Source organism: Sporosarcina sp. GTC18466 (genome assembly GCF_055389225.1).
In genome coordinates this window covers 2,984,205-3,001,407 of the sequence record NZ_AP044037.1, presented here as the reverse complement: position 1 = coordinate 3,001,407, position 17,203 = coordinate 2,984,205, and the positions used below count along the sequence as shown (strand labels likewise).

Annotated in this window: 17 protein-coding genes; 6 read left to right on the top strand and 11 right to left on the bottom strand. The window is 52.6% G+C overall.

Going from position 1 to position 17,203, the window contains the following annotated elements; genetic code table 11:
• Nucleotides 1–69: 69 nt before the first annotated feature.
• The 11 genes from ACZ5FK_RS15030 to ACZ5FK_RS14980 all read right to left on the bottom strand — a co-directional run bounded on the left by ACZ5FK_RS15030 (nt 70) and on the right by ACZ5FK_RS14980 (nt 13,277).
• Nucleotides 70–597 carry an acyltransferase gene (locus ACZ5FK_RS15030; RefSeq protein ID WP_464805669.1) on the bottom strand — a complete coding sequence of 176 codons (528 nt, stop codon included), beginning with the start codon at nt 595–597 and terminating at the stop codon, nt 70–72.
• Nucleotides 594–1,247 (bottom strand): pyrophosphatase PpaX, encoded by a 654-nt coding sequence (ppaX, locus tag ACZ5FK_RS15025; protein WP_464805668.1) that lies wholly within the window; start codon nt 1,245–1,247, stop codon nt 594–596. Before ppaX ends, ACZ5FK_RS15030 begins: the two co-directional genes overlap by 4 nt.
• Nucleotides 1,240–2,187 (bottom strand): nucleoside recognition domain-containing protein, encoded by a 948-nt coding sequence (locus ACZ5FK_RS15020; RefSeq protein ID WP_464807450.1) that lies wholly within the window; start codon nt 2,185–2,187, stop codon nt 1,240–1,242. The genes ppaX and ACZ5FK_RS15020 overlap by 8 nt, the downstream gene beginning before the upstream one ends.
• Nucleotides 2,180–2,986: a prolipoprotein diacylglyceryl transferase gene (gene lgt, locus ACZ5FK_RS15015; RefSeq protein ID WP_464805667.1), complete on the bottom strand. Its 807-nt coding sequence runs from the start codon at nt 2,984–2,986 to the stop codon at nt 2,180–2,182. Before lgt ends, ACZ5FK_RS15020 begins: the two co-directional genes overlap by 8 nt.
• Complete coding sequence (gene hprK / locus ACZ5FK_RS15010; RefSeq protein ID WP_464807449.1) at nt 2,970–3,917, bottom strand: HPr(Ser) kinase/phosphatase; 948 nt, start codon at nt 3,915–3,917, stop codon at nt 2,970–2,972. Before hprK ends, lgt begins: the two co-directional genes overlap by 17 nt.
• Nucleotides 3,918–4,576: 659 nt before the next feature.
• Nucleotides 4,577–5,734: a DUF4097 family beta strand repeat-containing protein gene (locus tag ACZ5FK_RS15005; RefSeq protein WP_464805666.1), complete on the bottom strand. Its 1,158-nt coding sequence runs from the start codon at nt 5,732–5,734 to the stop codon at nt 4,577–4,579.
• A gap of 86 nt (nt 5,735–5,820) precedes the next feature.
• Nucleotides 5,821–8,694, bottom strand: a complete 2,874-nt coding sequence (uvrA, locus tag ACZ5FK_RS15000) for an excinuclease ABC subunit UvrA (RefSeq protein ID WP_464805665.1) — start codon at nt 8,692–8,694, stop codon at nt 5,821–5,823.
• Nucleotides 8,695–8,735: 41 nt separating this feature from the next.
• Nucleotides 8,736–10,718 (bottom strand): excinuclease ABC subunit UvrB, encoded by a 1,983-nt coding sequence (gene uvrB / locus ACZ5FK_RS14995; protein ID WP_464805664.1) that lies wholly within the window; start codon nt 10,716–10,718, stop codon nt 8,736–8,738.
• Between the two features lie 285 nt (nt 10,719–11,003).
• Nucleotides 11,004–11,240, bottom strand: a complete 237-nt coding sequence (locus ACZ5FK_RS14990) for an IDEAL domain-containing protein (protein ID WP_464805663.1) — start codon at nt 11,238–11,240, stop codon at nt 11,004–11,006.
• Nucleotides 11,241–11,335: 95 nt separating this feature from the next.
• Nucleotides 11,336–12,544, bottom strand: coding sequence for an ABC transporter permease (locus ACZ5FK_RS14985; RefSeq protein ID WP_464805662.1), 1,209 nt, complete (start codon nt 12,542–12,544; stop codon nt 11,336–11,338).
• Nucleotides 12,528–13,277, bottom strand: a complete 750-nt coding sequence (locus tag ACZ5FK_RS14980) for an ABC transporter ATP-binding protein (protein WP_464805661.1) — start codon at nt 13,275–13,277, stop codon at nt 12,528–12,530. Before ACZ5FK_RS14980 ends, ACZ5FK_RS14985 begins: the two co-directional genes overlap by 17 nt.
• 153 nt (nt 13,278–13,430) lie before the next feature.
• Here ACZ5FK_RS14980 and ACZ5FK_RS14975 point away from each other — a divergent pair, with 153 nt between their 5' ends.
• From ACZ5FK_RS14975 to ACZ5FK_RS14950, 6 genes are all read left to right on the top strand, one after another.
• Nucleotides 13,431–13,856, top strand: a complete 426-nt coding sequence (locus ACZ5FK_RS14975; protein WP_464805660.1) for an HIT family protein — start codon at nt 13,431–13,433, stop codon at nt 13,854–13,856.
• Nucleotides 13,857–13,961: 105 nt separating this feature from the next.
• Nucleotides 13,962–14,486: a tryptophan transporter gene (locus tag ACZ5FK_RS14970; RefSeq protein WP_464805659.1), complete on the top strand. Its 525-nt coding sequence runs from the start codon at nt 13,962–13,964 to the stop codon at nt 14,484–14,486.
• 135 nt (nt 14,487–14,621) lie between these two features.
• Nucleotides 14,622–14,984 carry a YtxH domain-containing protein gene (locus ACZ5FK_RS14965; RefSeq protein ID WP_464805658.1) on the top strand — a complete coding sequence of 121 codons (363 nt, stop codon included), beginning with the start codon at nt 14,622–14,624 and terminating at the stop codon, nt 14,982–14,984.
• 295 nt (nt 14,985–15,279) lie between these two features.
• Nucleotides 15,280–15,897 carry an HTH-type transcriptional regulator Hpr gene (locus ACZ5FK_RS14960; protein WP_464805657.1) on the top strand — a complete coding sequence of 206 codons (618 nt, stop codon included), beginning with the start codon at nt 15,280–15,282 and terminating at the stop codon, nt 15,895–15,897.
• 51 nt (nt 15,898–15,948) lie between these two features.
• Complete coding sequence (locus tag ACZ5FK_RS14955) at nt 15,949–16,140, top strand: hypothetical protein (RefSeq protein WP_464805656.1); 192 nt, start codon at nt 15,949–15,951, stop codon at nt 16,138–16,140.
• Between the two features lie 132 nt (nt 16,141–16,272).
• On the top strand, nt 16,273–17,163 hold the full coding sequence (locus ACZ5FK_RS14950; protein WP_464805655.1) for a peptidylprolyl isomerase: 891 nt from the start codon (nt 16,273–16,275) through the stop codon (nt 17,161–17,163).
• Nucleotides 17,164–17,203: the final 40 nt, after the last annotated feature.

Genomic DNA, 17,203 nt, shown 5'->3' with positions numbered 1-17,203 from the left:
AAGGAACGTCCATTATGCCGTCCCTTCTCGCAAACTCGTTCCATTATATCATAACTTCTGTACGCGTCATCATTTATTGACATTTTGCGCACGCCTCCGCTCCGCCATCTGTTCCGCCGTATAGATGATGCGCACCGGGTTGCCCCCCGCAAGCGCACCTGCCGGAATGTCGCGGTTCACAAGGGACGCCGCCGAGACGATCGCCCCGTCGCCGATCGAGACGCCGGGCAGGATCGTCGTATTCGCACCGATCATCACGCGGTCACCGATCTCGACATCACCGAGACGATACTCATCGATCAGATACTCATGCGCCAGGATGGTCGTATTGAAGCCGATGATCGAGTTCTCGCCGACCGAAATGCGTTCCGGAAACATCGTATCCGGCACGACCATGAGCGCAAACGACGTCTTCTTGCCGATCTTCATGCCCAGAAACGTGCGGTAGAGGAAATTTTTCATTGGAATGAACGGCGTATACCTGCCGATCTGGATGATGATGAAATTCTTGGCCACCTTGAAAAAGGAGACCGTCTTGTAAATATGCCAGAGGGAGTTTGCATCGCCTTTTGCGGGATACCGCTCCGTCCGTCTCACATCGCTTCACCGCGTGCGATTTTCAGCAGTTCCTCCATATGGTGGACGATGTAATCAGGCTCCAGCGCCTGAAGGAAATCGACACCTTTCAGCGACCATGCAACACCCGCCGTCCGGACGCCTGCATTCTTGCCGCCTTCGATATCATGGGAATTATCCCCGATCATGATCGCTTCGTCAGCTGACACACCGAGCCTTTTCAGCGCCAGCAGGACCGGTTCGGGATCCGGCTTCGGATTTCTCACATCATCGAGCCCGATCACCGTATCGAACAGCTCCTCGATCCCGAGCAGCTTCAGCCCCCGCATGACCATGTCATTCCGCTTCGTCGACACGATCGCAAGCTTCATGCCCATGTCTTTAAGTGAGCGGATCGCGTCGGACGCCCCTTCGAATTCCTCTACTAATTCATCATGATGCTCGATATTCCATTCACGGTATTCCGTCACAAGCTGCTCCGCCTTCACGGGATCGACCGTGCCGAACGACTCCATCAGCGTAGGTCCCATGAACGGAAGGATATGCTCCCGCAAATACTTGCCGGGATAATGCCTGTCGAGCACCGACTGGAATGTCTGGATGATCAATTCATTCGTGTCCATCAATGTTCCATCAAAATCAAATAAAAACGCCTGTAGCGGCTTAGCCATTTGCAACTGCCTCCTTCTCCCCAATCGGCGCCCGCTCTTTCCAGGCGAACGCCACGATGACCGTCAGCAACACAGCGACCGCAAGCCGTATGAGCAAGAGCGGCCAAACCGGAATGCCGAGGGGAATGAAAATTAATGTATCTTCAATAACCGCGTGACAAGCGACCAGGAAGATGAACGAAAGCGTCGCGTCCCTCTTGCTGACGCCGTCTTCCTGCACCGCCTGGATCATGATGCCTGCGCCGTACGCAAGGCCGATGACAAGACCTGCGACAAGCGTCATCGAAGCATTCGGCTTCACGCCGATCAGCCTCGTCAGCGGCGCTAGGCCGCTTGAAAATTTCTGCAAGTAATTGCGGTCTTTCAGGAATTGCACAATGATCATGAGCGGAATGACGATCATCGCAAGCTGCAACACGCCGAAAGACGCTTTCTCAAGACCGAGCAGCCCGATCTGCAGCCAGCCGTCCGGTGCTTCGGTCGCGACCGGCGCCATGCCATACTTCGCAATCTCCCCGCCGCCTTTCCACACAAGGTTGATCAAAATGGCGGAAACCGAGGCAAGCCCGAAGCGGACGACGAGCACAATCCACAGCTTGACGCCCGTCTTCAGCGCCACACCCGTCTCTATGAACATATTGTGCGCAAAACTGAGCATGACCGCCAGGATGAAAACTTCCTTCACTGTCAGATCGAGTGACAGGATGCCAGCGATGCCCGCGTAAAGATTCAGCGCGTTGCCGAGGACAAGCGGAATCGCCGCCTCACCGCTCAATCCGAAAAGCCCCATAAATGGGGAAATCAATTTCACGATCCACGGCAGCACAGGGGTGTGCTGCAAGATGACGAGAATGATCGTCACCGGAAAAATGATCTTGCCGAGGGTCCAGGTCGTCTTCAGACCGGCCCCTAATCCATTTTTCAAAGTCCCTTTAAGCATCTTCATATCTCACTTTCACTTTTTGAATGAAACGCCTATACACAAAGAGCCCGATGCCGGCGAGCACTGCGATGATCGAAACGATCTGCGCCGCCCTGAGGCCGCCGCCGTACAAGCTGTCCGTCCGCATGCCTTCAATGAAATACCGGCCGATCGAGTACCAGACGAGATAGAAGAAGAACACCTCTCCCCGCTTCAGATTCAGCCGTCTTAAGACGAGCACGATGATGAGACCGACGACATTCCACAGCGATTCGTACAGGAATGTCGGATGATACGTGACACCTTTGATCGTCATTTGATCCATGATCCAATCAGGGATGATCGTATTTTCCAGGAACTTCTCGGAAACCGGGCCGCCATGCGCCTCCTGGTTCATGAAATTCCCCCACCTGCCGATGATCTGGCCGATCAAAATGCCGGGAACCGCGATATCCGCCACTTTCCAGAACGAAATCCCGCGTTTCTTCGTATAGATATATGTCGTCAAAAAGGCACCGATCAGCGCCCCGTGGATGGCGATGCCGCCCTCCCAGATCTTAATGATGTCGCCAGGATGATCCTTATAAATATCCCATTGAAAAATGACATAGTAAATCCGCGCCGAAATGATCGAGATCGGAACAGCCCAAATGAGCAGGTCTGTCAGGAAATCAGGGTGCATCCCCCGCTTGACCATCTCCCGCTGCACGACGATAAACGCCAGCACAATCCCTAATGTTATTAGTATTCCATACCATCTGATCGAGATGGGGCCAAGTTCAAACGCTACCGGATTTATTTCAAGTAGATGAAACATCGCCTTCTCCCTCCTTCCGTGAAATCTCCTGCGCCAGCCGGTTCGTAAAGTCTTCCGCCGCATTGAAGCCAAGCCGTTTCATGCGGTAATCCATCGCCGCCACTTCGATAATGACGGACAAATTCCGGCCCGGCCGCACAGGAACCGTCAGCTTCGTCACCTCAGAATCCATGATAACCAGCTTCTCTTCATCAATTCCAAGGCGGTCGTACATTTTCTCAGGATCCCATACTTCGAGATCGATCGCGAGCAAAATCCGCTTGTCATCCTTGATGGCACTCGCCCCGAACAGCATCATCATATCGATGATCCCGACTCCGCGAATCTCCAGCATATGATGCAGCAGCCGCGGCGCATTGCCGATCAGCACATTCTTCGCCACCTGCCGGATCTCCACGCTGTCGTCCGCCACAAGCCGGTGGCCCCGCTTCACTAACTCAAGCGCCGTCTCGCTCTTGCCCACTCCGCTTTTCCCCGTCAGCAGCACGCCGATGCCATAGACATCCACCAGCACGCCGTGGATCGTCGTCATCGGCGCCAGCCGGCCCTCCAGGAAATTCGTCAGCATCCCCGAAAACCGGGTCGTCGGATTATCCGTTTGCAAAACCGGAATCTGCTTCAGCTCAGCCGCTTCCACCAACTCAGGCGGCGCCGGCATCCCATGAGCGACAATGATCGCAGGCGTCTCATCCGAACAAAGCTGCGCCGTCCGCATCGACCGCTCGCCAGCAGTCAGCTCACGAAAAAAAACAAGCTCCGTCTTGCCAAGCAACTGCACCCGCGCCGCCGGATAATACTCAAAAAAACCGGCCAGCTCCAGCCCCGGCCGCGATATATCACTCAACGTGACAGGCCGATCCAGCCCAGCCGCCCCCGCTAAAAGTTCAAGCCCAAACCGCTCCTGAATATCCCGCACAATCGCAGTCACAATCCTCACCCCTCCATAAACATCTACGCACCATTTTACCACGAACCCGGCCAATAAGTATGGATTCCACTTGAAATGATCGAGCAGAACATTCAGCAGGCAGGCGCAATCGACTGGCACGGCCGAACACGCTTTGGAATAACGGGGCCGCCGTTCAAAGCAATCACCTTTTACATGGACAATCAAACAGGCAGCCAGCCGCGTCCAGCCAATCCAAGCAATCCCCCGGCCAAACGAAGCAACAGCACCCGCTTTCGAAGCAACATCACACGCTTATGAAGCAACACCACAGCCGTTCGAAGCAATAGCGCCCGCTTTCGAAGCAACCACGCACCTGTTCGAAGCAATCACTCAGCTAAACGAAGCAATCCCCTCCTGCCACTGATAATCAACAAGGCATGCAGCCTCGTCACCTCAATATAAGCAATCCCCCAGCCAAAGAAGCAACAGCACCCATTTTCGAAGCAACACCACACGCTTATGAAGCAACGCCCCAGCCGATCGAAGCAACAGCGCTCGCTTATCAAGCAAACTCTCGCCAAAAGAAGCAATCCCCCGGCCAAACGAAGCAATCACGCCCACCGCTCCCTCTCAATCCCCCCACCGCGCCACACCAAAAAGCCGCCTGCGGATTGATCCGCGGCGGCTTGCCGGTCTTTTTATCAGTTAACGTTATAGCACACAATGACCGAACCCGTCTTCGTTTCGCCTGCAATGCGAAGAGGCGCGCGTTCTTCGTCGGTCCCTTTCTGGAATCCGATGGAACGGTACATGAACTGCTCGTTGGTCGTCGAGCGGTGGACGTCCTGCAGCTGCAGGTCTAGCCGGCCCATGTTCGTCGTGATTTCACCAGCGAGCGGAATGTCGGACGGCACGTAGATTTCCACCGATCCGCTGACCGTTTTCGCATCGAGCAGCCGGGCATTACGGTTGGTCGTCGTGATGACGACGTGGCCGTTCAATGACTTGCCCTCTGCGTTTTTGATATCACCGCTGATGTACACACGACCGTTCATCGCTTCCGCAGACAGTGTCTCGCCTGTAATATTCTTCGCTTGGATGGCGCCGTTTCCTGTCTCCAGCTCTGCTTCCTTGAAGTTGGAACCGGAAATATCGATTTTCCCGTTCCCTGTCTTCGCATACAGGTTTGCCGCATGGAGGCCGGATGTCTGGAGCGTTCCGTTCAGCAGACGAACTGACAGTTTTTCATAGTCTTTCTCCGGCACGTGAACTGTCACATTCACTTGGATGAGCTTCATATCGCTGACGAACCGAAGCTTATCGTCGTCTTTGACGAAGATCATCTTCTTCAGGAATTCATCCTTCGCTTCGTCTTCGGTTTTATTGTTGAATGACTTCACCGCGAACTCCGCTTTCACTTCCTGCTCTTCGGTCGGAATGATCGTGAAGCTGCCGTTGCTGATATCGACGATGATCTCTTCGATGCCTTCTGCCGTTTTTGTAGAAGAATGCGTGAAGGACACACCGCCGCTGAACGGCGTTTCGAAATCGAAGGACTTCACACGCTCGACAGCTGTCTGCATGAACTGCATGAAGCGCTCCCCGACATGGCCCATATCGTTCCGCAAGTTCTCGATGAACTCTTCCGCCGATTCCTCTTTCGATCTCTTCCGTTCCTGTCCGAATGAGGTGCCGCGGTTATCGTTTCCGCTCTGATTCGTGAAAGAGCCCTCAGACGGTTCAGCAGCTTGGCCTGATGCGGTTCCCTTTTCCATCGCTTCCAGAAGCGTCAGTGCCTCTTCCACGGTGATTGTCCCGTTTTCCACCATCGTCAAAACCCGTTTACGTTCGTTTTCCATTCTTTCCGCCTCCCTATTTTGGGCGGATCGACCGCCCGTCTTAAACAATTTCCTGTTTATCTATACGTTTCGAGTGGGCAGAAGTTTCATTTGGAAGCAGATCCCGCTTTCTCGATCAAGTCCTGCATCCGCTTTTTATCCCGCTCTAGGATCGGCTTCAGATAATGGCCGGTATACGATACATCCGACTCCGCCACTTTCTCAGGCGTGCCTGTCGCGATGATCTGCCCGCCGCGGTCTCCGCCTTCCGGTCCGAGATCGATAATATGGTCGACGGTTTTGATGACATCCAGATTGTGTTCAATGACAAGGACGGTGTTGCCCGAGTCGACTAGACGCTGAAGGACAAGGAGCAGTTTCGAGATATCATGCACATGAAGGCCCGTCGTCGGTTCATCCAATATATAGAAGGATTTGCCGTTCGAACGCCGATGCAGCTCGGACGCCAGCTTCACGCGCTGTGCTTCCCCGCCTGACAGCGTCGTTGCCGGCTGGCCAAGCTGCACGTAGCCGAGGCCGACATCCACGATCGTCTGCAGCTTCCTTGTGATTTTTGGAATGTTTTCGAAAAACACAAGGGCATCCTCGACCGTCATCGACAGCACATCAGCGATATTCTTTCCCTTGTAAGTCACTTCAAGCGTCTCGCGGTTGTACCGTTTTCCGTGGCATACTTCGCACGGCACGTAGACGTCCGGAAGGAAATGCATCTCGATCTTGATGATTCCGTCGCCGCGGCACGCTTCGCACCGGCCGCCTTTGACGTTGAAGCTGAAACGGCCTTTCTTGTAGCCGCGCACTTTCGCCTCATTCGTCATGGCGAAGACGTCCCGGATATCATCGAATACGCCCGTATAGGTGGCCGGGTTGGAACGCGGCGTCCTGCCGATCGGCGACTGGTCGATGTCGATCACCTTTTCCAGTTCCTCCAGACCCTCGACCGACTTGTAGGCACCCGGTTTCTGCTTCGACCGGTTCAATTTCTGTGCCAGCACTTTGTACAGCACTTCATTCACGAGCGTACTCTTTCCGGAACCCGAAACGCCCGTCACTGCGATGAATTCACCGAGCGGGAATGTGGCTGTAACATTTTTCAAGTTGTTTTCGGAGGCTCCTTTGATCACAATCTTCCGGCCGTCCGATTTCCGCCGTTCAAGCGGCAGCGGGATGAATTTCTTTCCGCTCAAATACTGTCCTGTCAGTGAAGCCGGATCGTCCATGATGTGCTGCGGAGTGCCGGCAGAAACGATTTCCCCGCCCGCGACGCCAGCGCCGGGACCGATGTCAATCAAGTAATCCGCCGCCATCATCGTGTCTTCGTCATGTTCCACGACGATGAGCGTATTCCCGATATCCCGCATGCTCTTCAGCGTATCGATCAGGCGGTCGTTGTCCCGTTGATGAAGACCGATCGACGGTTCATCCAAAATGTACAGGACGCCAGTCAGCCGAGAACCGATCTGCGTTGCGAGGCGGATCCGCTGGGCTTCTCCGCCGGACAAGGTGCCCGCCGCCCGGGACAGCGTCAGATAGTCGAGGCCGACATTGATCAGGAAGCCGAGACGTTCCGCAATCTCGCGCAAGATCATATCGGCGATCTGCCGGTCTTTTTCCGACAGTTCAAGATGCGCAAAGAACGCTTCGGCTTCCGTGATCGACAGCTCGGTCACCTGGCCGATATGCCGGCCGTTCAATTTCACCGCAAGCGTCTCGGGCTTCAGGCGGTAGCCATGGCACGTCGGGCAAGGCCGCTCCGCCATATACTTCTCCATCTGTTCCCGGATGTAATCGGATGTTGTCTCGCGGTACCGCCGTTCGACGTTCGCCAGCACACCCTCAAAGTAAATGTTATTGACACGGGTCGTGCCGAATTCATTCGTATATTTGAATTTGATCAAATCATCACGTGAGCCGTAGAGGATCTTATGCAAATCCTCCTCAGGCAGTTCGTTCACCGGATCTTTCATGGAAATGCCGAAGTGCTTGGCGACCGTCTTCAGGAGTTCCGGATAGTACTGCGAACTTGTCGGCTCCCACGGCGCTATCGCATTGTCTTTTAGGGCAAGCGAAGGATCGGGGATGACGAGCTCCGGATCGACTTCCAGCTTCATGCCGAGGCCGTCGCAATCCGGACAAGCGCCGAACGGGCTGTTGAACGAGAACATGCGCGGTTCGATCTCCCCGATGGAAAAACCGCAGATCGGACACGCATGGTGTTCGCTGAATAGAAGCTCTTCCCCGTCGATGATGTCGACAATAACTGTTCCGTCCGCCAAGCGGAGAGCCGATTCCAAAGAGTCGCTCAGACGCGGCTCGATCCCTTCCTTCATGACAATCCGGTCAATGACGACTTCGATCGTATGCTTCTGGTTTTTATTCAGCTCGATATTGTCGTCGAGATCCATCGTTTCGCCGTCCACCCGGATCCGGACATATCCTTGTTTCTTAATATCTTCAATGAGCTTGGCATGTGTCCCTTTCCTGCCAGACACAACAGGCGCCAGTACCTGGATACGCGTGCGCTCCGGCAGCTCCACGATCCTGTCGACCATCTGCTCTACCGTCTGCGAGGCGATTTCGATGCCGTGCACCGGGCATATCGGCTTCCCGACCCGCGCGAACAGCAGCCGCAGATAATCGTAGACTTCCGTCACCGTACCGACAGTCGAACGCGGATTCCGGCTCGTCGTCTTCTGGTCGATCGAGATGGCAGGGGACAGGCCTTCGATCACATCGACGTCCGGCTTATCCATCTGCCCGAGAAATTGGCGCGCATATGCGGACAAGGATTCCACGTATCTCCGCTGGCCTTCCGCATAAATCGTATCAAAGGCAAGAGACGACTTCCCCGACCCCGAGAGCCCCGTCATGACGACGAGCTTGTCCCGGGGAATCGTGACGTCGATGTTCTTCAAGTTATGCGCCCTGGCGCCTTGGATGACAATTTCGTCTTTTTTCATGTGCATTTCACCCTTCAGACTTCAATTCTTGAAGCTCGTACTCATGCTTCAGCTTTCAATTCCAATATCGTATCGCGCAGCTGGGCAGCCCGTTCGAAATCAAGCGCTTTTGCAGCGTCCTTCATCTCTTTCTCGAGCGTGACAAGAAGACCTTCCTTCTCGGCTTTCGTCAGTTTCTTGCCCTGTGTCGCCTTTTCAGCGTATGTTTCCGTCTCTTCGGCGGCATGGGTCGCGCGGATGACTTCACGCACTTTCTTCTGTATGGTCGTCGGCGTGATACCGTGTTTTTCGTTATATTCCATCTGGATTTCGCGCCGGCGCTTCGTCTCCTCGATCGCTTTCTTCATCGAATCGGTATAACGGTCCGCATACATGATGACCTTTCCTTCCGAGTTCCGCGCAGCCCGGCCGATCGTCTGGATCAGCGAGCGCTCTGAACGCAGGAATCCTTCCTTATCGGCGTCAAGGATGGTGACAAGGGAGACTTCCGGGATATCCAGGCCTTCCCTGAGCAAGTTGATGCCGATCAGGACATCGTACGTGCCGAGGCGCAGTTCCCGGATGATCTCGATCCGTTCAAGCGTCTTCACTTCCGAGTGCAGATATTGCACCTTGATGCCGATTTCCTTCAGGTAATCAGTCAAATCCTCCGACATCTTCTTCGTCAATGTAGTGACCAATACCCGTTCGTTGCGCTTTGTACGCTCATTAATCTCATCGATCAAATCATCGATCTGCCCTTCGATCGGGCGCACTTCTATGATCGGATCCAGCAGGCCGGTCGGACGGATGATCTGCTCCACCATTTCCGGGGAATGCTCGATTTCATACGGACCGGGCGTTGCCGATACATAGATCGCATTCTTGCTGTAGCCCTCGAATTCATCGAACGTAAGCGGGCGGTTGTCAAGAGCCGACGGCAGCCGGAACCCGTGGTCGACAAGCACTTGCTTGCGCGCCTGGTCGCCGTTGTACATTGCGCGCACTTGCGGCAAGGTGACGTGGCTCTCGTCGATGACAAGAAGAAAATCATCCGGGAAGTAGTCGAGCAGCGTATACGGCGTTGCACCCGCGGGACGCAGCGTCAAATGCCGGGAATAGTTCTCGATGCCCGAACAGAAGCCCATTTCCCTCATCATTTCAAGATCATAGCGTGTCCGCTGTTCAAGCCGCTGTGCCTCAAGCAGCTTATCCTCGCTGCGCAGCACTTTCAGCCGCTCCTCAAGCTCCGTCTCAATATTGGCGATCGCCTTCACCATCTTATCTTCGCCGGTGACAAAGTGGGATGCCGGGAAAATGGCGACATGGTCGCGTTCGCCGAGGATCTCGCCCGTCAGCGAATCGACTTCCCGCATCCTGTCGATCTCGTCGCCGAAAAACTCGATGCGGATGCATTGCTCATCCTGGGATGCCGGGAAAATCTCGACGACATCGCCCCGGACGCGGAATGTCCCGCGCGTGAAATTGATATCGTTCCGGGAATATTGGATATCGACGAACCGTCTCAGCAGCTCATTGCGGCCGATCTCCATCCCTTTGCGGAGCGAGACGACGTGCTTCCCGTATTCTTCCGGCGAACCGAGGCCGTAGATACATGACACCGAAGCGACGATCAGCACATCGTTGCGTTCGAATAAAGCGGACGTCGCCGAGTGCCGGAGCTTATCGATCTCGTCGTTGATCGTCGCGTCCTTCTCGATATACGTATCCGTGTGCGGCACATAGGCCTCCGGCTGATAGTAATCATAGAAACTGACAAAATACTCAACAGCATTATTTGGAAAAAACTCTTTGAATTCACTATATAATTGCCCTGCCAGCGTCTTATTGTGCGCGATGACGAGGGTCGGTTTATTAATCTCTGTGACGACATTGGAGACGGTGAATGTCTTCCCTGTCCCGGTCGCCCCCAGCAAGGTCTGATGCCGTTTGCCCTCTTTGACACCCGCGACCAGCTTCTCAATCGCAGCCGGCTGGTCGCCTTGCGGTGTGTAAGGGGCCTGCAAATTGAACGTTTGGACCATTCGAGTCCCTCCCTGATTGAATTATTACCATTTTATCATAGACAGCCGCAAACCAAAAGAAATAAGCGAACGTACGTTTTTCAGTTGGAATGAAAGGCATATTGATACGGGCTATGCAGATGATGGTGCAGATGGAATCACCGCATTCCCCTTCATAAGCTCCACACTATGAACGGAAGCTCCCAAACACCTCGCAAGCGGCCTCTCACTATCAATTTCCCTCTCACGTCCCCGCAAAAACAAAACGCCGCGCCAGTTTGAGCCGGCACGGCGTTTCCATTCATTTCAATTCGTTTCATCCAGCTTCAGCAATTCCTTCGCATATAGCGTGAATGCCTGTTCGTCCCGCTCATCGAGAGCCCGGTCGATCGATTCGAGGAGCCGCCGCTTTGTCTGCTCCCGGTGAAGATGGTTGAGGAACAGGTCCATGTAAATTTCATTCAGCAGCTTCTCCGCTTGCAGTGAAGAACTGTTCTTTCCCACGGCTTTTAAAAACTCGGCATATGAATAGTGATTTTCCAATTCCCTCACCCCTATTGCCCTTTTTCCTATTATACATAATCAGGCAATGAAGTTTCAATGTTTTTGGGAATATTCTATTTTTTGAGCCGTTTTGACTATGCGTTGTTCTCCTTGGAGGAAGAACGGATGGTGACTTCCGAAACGGCAATCACCAGCAGTCCGAGTCCCGCTGGCAAGAGGGAAATCCCGCCTGCCGCAAGCCCCGCGATCAGCACCAATGCCGCCTGCAGCCATTGCGCGGAGCGGACCGTTTTCACGATTGCATTTGTCCGGGCGCGCTCGGGCACTGGGAACAGCATATCCATGCGGAAGTCGTCTCCCATCTTCAGCGCGTTGACGAGCTGCACCGCTGTCGCAAACGCGAGGGCTGCCGTGAAGATCGCCGAGACGGCCGGGAACGGGATGAAGACGACGCCGAGCACCGCGAGTGCCGTCAGCCGGACCCATAGCCAAAACATGTCATCCGTCCGGATCAGCGTGCGGCTCACGAGGAACCTTTGCGGATCCGTCTTGCCTAGCACAGCGGATTTCATAAACGCGCCCGCCCAGCTTCTTCTGCTCACAGAACCCTTCAGATGGGGCACATCCGTGAAGTAATTGGCGAACCGGTAAAACCGCATCATCCGGTTCTGCTCCATGCCGATGAAGTGCTCATACGGGAACGGCTTCCTCCTGCTCTGCTTCTTCCAATACAAATTGTAAAACGCGCCGACGACTCCCGCCGCGATCAGCAGGAGAGGGATTTCAGCCAGCACCCCGTAGAGCGCCGCAAAAGCGATTGTATATCGCGCCAGCCGGTCCATCCAGACGTCCTCGCCGTCTTTCGCGCGGTGGAAGGAATATTCGGTTTCCACGTAGATCCATTTCAACAGGACGATCACCACAGCCGCGAAAAGAAACATGATGCCTGAGCCGGTTCCGGTCGCGGACAGCAATGGAACCGCTACGATGAACAGCAGGAGCGGCACAGGAAGCTGCGCGACGAATGAATACCGCAGCGCCCGTCCCATATACGTGCCGAGCTGATTTTCCAGCGGCAATAAAAACACGGCATCCGCGGGCTTCAGCAACGTGGCCGGCGCGGAAAACGCGAGCGGCACACTGAGGATCAAAGCTGTCAGAAGGGCCGCCGGGAACGTATCCGGCACTTCTTTCAGCCAATTGCTGTATGCATATCCGCCGGCGCCAATCGTGAAGACGAGCACAATCGCCAGATGGCCGGTGAACACGAACCGCATATAGCGCTGCACTTCATTCACATAATTGACGAACCGGACGCTCCAAATATCACGCAAACTTTTCATCGTCTTGTTCCTTTGTCATCGCAATATACAGCTCGTCGAGAGTGGCGCCCGGCTTGCCGAATGCGCGCCGCAGATCGTCCATATTCCCTTGCGCGCGCACTTTCCCTTCGTGGAGCAGTATGATCCGGTCGCAATATTTCTCAGCCGTCGACAGGACGTGCGTCGACATGAGCACCGAAGCGCCGCCCTGCTTCCTTTCCGACATCTGGTCAAGAAGGGACTGGATGCCGAGCGGGTCAAGCCCGACAAACGGTTCATCGATGATGTACAAAGACGGTTCAACGAGGAACGCGCACATGATCATCACTTTCTGCCGCATCCCTTTTGAGAAATGTGCCGGAAACCACTTCAGCCGCTTTTCCATCCGGAATTCCTTGAGGAGCCGCTCCGACCGGGCTTCAAAGACCTCACGTTCGATGCCGTACGCCATCGCGGTCAGCTCCAGATGCTCCTGCAGCGTAAGCTCCTCATACAAAATCGGCGTCTCCGGTATGTATGTGAACGCTTTCCGATATTGCTCGCTGTTTTCTTTGAACGTCATGCCGTTGATCAAAACCTCGCCCGCATGGGGATTCATCAGTCCGATGATATGTTTGATCGTCGTACTTTTGCCGGCCCCGTTCAGCCCGATGAGGCCGACGAGTTCGCCGCTTTTTATTTCAAATGATAAATCATGCAGGACCGGTTTCCGCGTGTAGCCGCCCGTCACATGATCGACTTTCAAGATTGACATGTTCCCCCTCCATTCTCATTCCATTTTAGCAAATAAACCGCCGAAATGCTTCTCCGCCAGACGTCACTTTGGACAAAATATGCTACACTATTGAAAATGATGAGTCCGCCCCTTGCAAACTCGCGGATTCCAGACGAAAGGATGTAGATCGCATTGACTTCTTGCATATTCTGCAACATCGCAAACGGCTCCATTCCAGGAGAAATCGTCTATGAGGACGAGCATGTCGTCGCCTTCATGGATATCATGCCCGTGACGAAAGGACATGTCCTGCTTGTGCCGAAGAACCACCGGGAGAATATCTATGACATGACGGAGGAAGAGGCATCGCATCTGTTCGCCGCCGCTCCCCGGATTGCGCAGGCGCTCAAAGACGAATTCGAACCGGCGGGCTTGAACCTGCTCCAGAACAACGGGGCAGCTGCAGGCCAGGCCGTCTTCCACTTCCATATGCACTTCATCCCCCGCTACGATCAGACGGATGGCTACAATTCGCATTGGGATCCGAAAGTGGATGACTTCCCGCAGGAGCGCATTGCTGAAATCGCGGTCGGCATCCGAGAAAAACTGCAAAAGTGATTGTGGATTTTTCTGATAAGTGATAGACTGTTAATACGTTTTCGCTGCCGATCACGAGGATACGGCAGGAGAACCAAAATAAGAATAGCTGAGGAGAGATGAGTTATGAGCACGAAGAATCTGATGCTGATGGCATTGTTAGTCGCTGTCGGTGCCGCTTTGTATTTGGTGATTCCAGGTTACGGTGAGGGCATGAAACCCGATTTCATGCTGACAATGATGATCATCGGCATTTTGCTGTTCCCCGATGTACGCAGCGTATTTTTGCTCGGCGCATCGACAGGTGTCCTGTCCGGAATCTTTACGAGTTTCCCAGGCGGGCTTGTGCCGAACATCATTGATAAGTTCATCACGGCGTTTGTCGTGTATGGCGTAATTCTGATCCTTGGAAAAGCTGCAAAAAAACTGGCGGTCAGCACGGTGATTGTCTGCATCGGCACGATCATCTCAGGCGCCGTCTTCTTGACAGCTGCCATCTACATTTTCGGCGCGAACGTGCCATTCGGCCTGTTGTTCGCAACAGTCGTCCTGCCGGCAGTCGCCATGAACGGGATCGTATTCTTCATCATGTACCCGATCATGACCAATCTGCTGAAACGCACGACGTTCAGAACCGCACTTTCCAGTTGAATGATCACAAGCCTTCCGCCCTTGCGGAAGGCTTTTTCTTTTGTCCTCCCGCTTCTGTATTGCCGAAAGAAACCCCTCCATGTTTTAATGAAGCTATGAGAGGAATACTATTCATATGGAAAGGAGTGTTTCGCAATGAAAGCATCGACATTTTTCTTAGGGCTCGCTGCCGGATCAGTGACAGCTGCCATCACCGTTCTCTATTCCACACCTAAATCAGGCCAGGAGATCAGAACATCCGTCAAACATGCTTCTGCGGACTTGAAATACAAAATGCGCGACGTCAAAGGGAAACTCGCCGACCTTAAGGAGTCCATCACCCACATGACAAAAGAAGCAAAAGAAGTCATCCCCGACACCGTCGAAGGCATGAAAGGCTCCATCATGAAGTGGCAGGAATCCACCGCCTCCAACCAGACCAAACTGCAGAAGGAAATCATGGACATCCAAGCATCCTTGGAGGAACTTGAAAAGACGATTGCAGCGCAGATGAAATAATAGTATCAGGGCTGTCCAGAAAGTATAAAATTCATTACAAGGACCTTTTAAAAATTTCTTATGAGGACGTAGAAAATCGCCAGAAACGGCCGACTCCTGCGGGAACAGCACGAGTCCGAGACCCCGCAGCGAAGCGAGGAGGCTCGGGCCGTGCCCGCGGAAAGCGAGCCGGTTCTGGCGATTTTCGTCTTTTCGGACAACCCCTTTCTTTTTGCAAAAACCAATATTTCTGAAATTCCAACTTCTTTCTTTGTTATTTTCCTGCTATAATGAAAGATAGCTCTAGTAAATAGCAATGGAGGGGTTCATATTGGAAGAACGTTTTTCGCGCAAAGAAGCGATGATCTATAGCCAGCGGGTCGCCCAAATGTCAAAGGCCCTATGGAAGGCGGTCGAACGGGATTGGCAGCAGTGGATCAAACCTTATGACCTGAACATCAATGAACATCATATTTTATGGATTGCCTATCACTTGCAAGGCGCCACCATATCGGATGTCGCAAAGTTCGGTGTGATGCATGTATCCACTGCTTTCAATTTCTCTAAGAAATTGGAGGAACGAGGATATTTAAGTTTCTTCAAAAAAGATGACGATCGCCGCAATACATATATTACGGTGACGGATGAAGGGAAAGTTCTCCTGCAGGAAATGAACGAAAATTACTATGATGTCGATCATGAAATACTGGAAGGATCTCTTCCGATCAAAAGCATTTACGGTAAGTTTCCTGAATTTTTGGAAGTGATGTCAGTCATCCGGAACATATACGGCCAGGACTTCATGGAGATCTTCGAAAAAGGTTTCCAAAACATTGATGAAACATTCAAGGAAGAGAACGGAAAAATCGTTGCGGTGGACTCTCCGAAACAGGATCACAAGGAGTTTGAACTTCACGGTGCCAAGGAAAAATGATTTCCTTTTCCCTACCCTTCTGTTATCATTAAATGGGAACGAGGAGGAGGAATGGATTTGATCCTTATTGTTACAGTCCTATTTTCTTTATTTTATTTATTCCAGATCAACAAAATGACGTTTGCGCTCTGTCAAACACGTGAAATCCCTGAAGAAAAACAGCCTAAAATATATCGGACGGTTAATATTCTCATTACCATCCTGATTTTGTCCTTTTATCTGGAAGTCCTACTAAAGGTATGATTTCTTTCGAAGCGTCCATTCCCTGTTACAGGGAAATGGGCGTTTCATTCGTAATAGGAAACCTTTTTGTCTTCCATACGTTTTTATGGTATAGTATCAACTGTTGTAAAGAAAAGTTAGGAGAGAACGAATATGAAGAAAACACTAGTAGCTTTAACTTTAGCCACTTCCGTATTTGCGTTAGCGGCTTGCAGCGACAAGGCGGCAAACGACGATGAAGTCATCGCATCCACTAAATATGGCGACATCACGAAAGAAGATCTTTACAAAGAGATGAAAGATGCGATCGGCATGCAAGTCGTTGAAAATATGCTCTTGCAGAAAGCGATTGAACATGATTACGATATTCCTGAGAAGGATTTAAAAGCCGAAATCGACAAGCAGAAAGAACAATATGGGGACAACTTCAACATGTTCCTTCAGCAGCAAGGCATCACGGAGGAGTTCTTCGAGAAGAACGTAAAGACGCAGATGCTTCAGAAGAAGCTGGTCGATTCCCTCGCAGTGTCTGATGAAGCGGTCAAGGAAGGCGTGGAGCACGCGAAGACTGAACTTCATGCACGCCATATCTTAGTGGACGACAAGAAGACGGCAGAAGAAGTGATCCAGAAGCTGAAAGACGGCGGAGACTTCGAGAAGCTGGCGAAAGAATATTCCACTGAGCCGGTAGCACAGCAGACAGGCGGAGATCTTGGCTGGTTTGGACAAGGCAAGATGGTCCAGGAATTTGAAGATGCCGCGTACAAATTGAAAAAAGGTGAAATCAGCGAACCGGTGAAGACAAGCTATGGCTACCATGTCATCGAATTGCTTGATACACGTAAAGCCGAGTCTGAGAAGTCCGATGAGGAGATCAAAGCTGAAGTCGAAGATAACTTGAAAGCGAAAGAATTCGAGCAAGTTTTGAACAACCTCGTTGAAAAAGCGGATGTCAAAATCAAAGACAAAGAGTTCGACCATGTCATGGATGTCTATACAAAAAAAGATGACAAGGCTGAAGCAGATAAAGAAGCTAAGAAATAACGATAAAGCAAAAGGCTGCCCCGAATGCGCGGAGGGCAGC

Coding starts and splice junctions, on each gene's coding strand:
- ppaX (WP_464805668.1), bottom strand. CDS start 1,247: ATGGCTAAGCCGCTACAGGCGTTTTTATTTGATTTTGATGGAACATTG.
- ACZ5FK_RS15020 (WP_464807450.1), bottom strand. CDS start 2,187: ATGCTTAAAGGGACTTTGAAAAATGGATTAGGGGCCGGTCTGAAGACG.
- lgt (WP_464805667.1), bottom strand. CDS start 2,986: ATGTTTCATCTACTTGAAATAAATCCGGTAGCGTTTGAACTTGGCCCC.
- ACZ5FK_RS15005 (WP_464805666.1), bottom strand. CDS start 5,734: ATGGAAAACGAACGTAAACGGGTTTTGACGATGGTGGAAAACGGGACA.
- uvrA (WP_464805665.1), bottom strand. CDS start 8,694: ATGAAAAAAGACGAAATTGTCATCCAAGGCGCCAGGGCGCATAACTTG.
- uvrB (WP_464805664.1), bottom strand. CDS start 10,718: ATGGTCCAAACGTTCAATTTGCAGGCCCCTTACACACCGCAAGGCGAC.
- ACZ5FK_RS14985 (WP_464805662.1), bottom strand. CDS start 12,544: ATGAAAAGTTTGCGTGATATTTGGAGCGTCCGGTTCGTCAATTATGTG.
- ACZ5FK_RS14980 (WP_464805661.1), bottom strand. CDS start 13,277: ATGTCAATCTTGAAAGTCGATCATGTGACGGGCGGCTACACGCGGAAA.
- ACZ5FK_RS14970 (WP_464805659.1), top strand. CDS start 13,962: ATGAGCACGAAGAATCTGATGCTGATGGCATTGTTAGTCGCTGTCGGT.
- ACZ5FK_RS14965 (WP_464805658.1), top strand. CDS start 14,622: ATGAAAGCATCGACATTTTTCTTAGGGCTCGCTGCCGGATCAGTGACA.
- ACZ5FK_RS14960 (WP_464805657.1), top strand. CDS start 15,280: ATGGAGGGGTTCATATTGGAAGAACGTTTTTCGCGCAAAGAAGCGATG.
- ACZ5FK_RS14955 (WP_464805656.1), top strand. CDS start 15,949: ATGGATTTGATCCTTATTGTTACAGTCCTATTTTCTTTATTTTATTTA.
- ACZ5FK_RS14950 (WP_464805655.1), top strand. CDS start 16,273: ATGAAGAAAACACTAGTAGCTTTAACTTTAGCCACTTCCGTATTTGCG.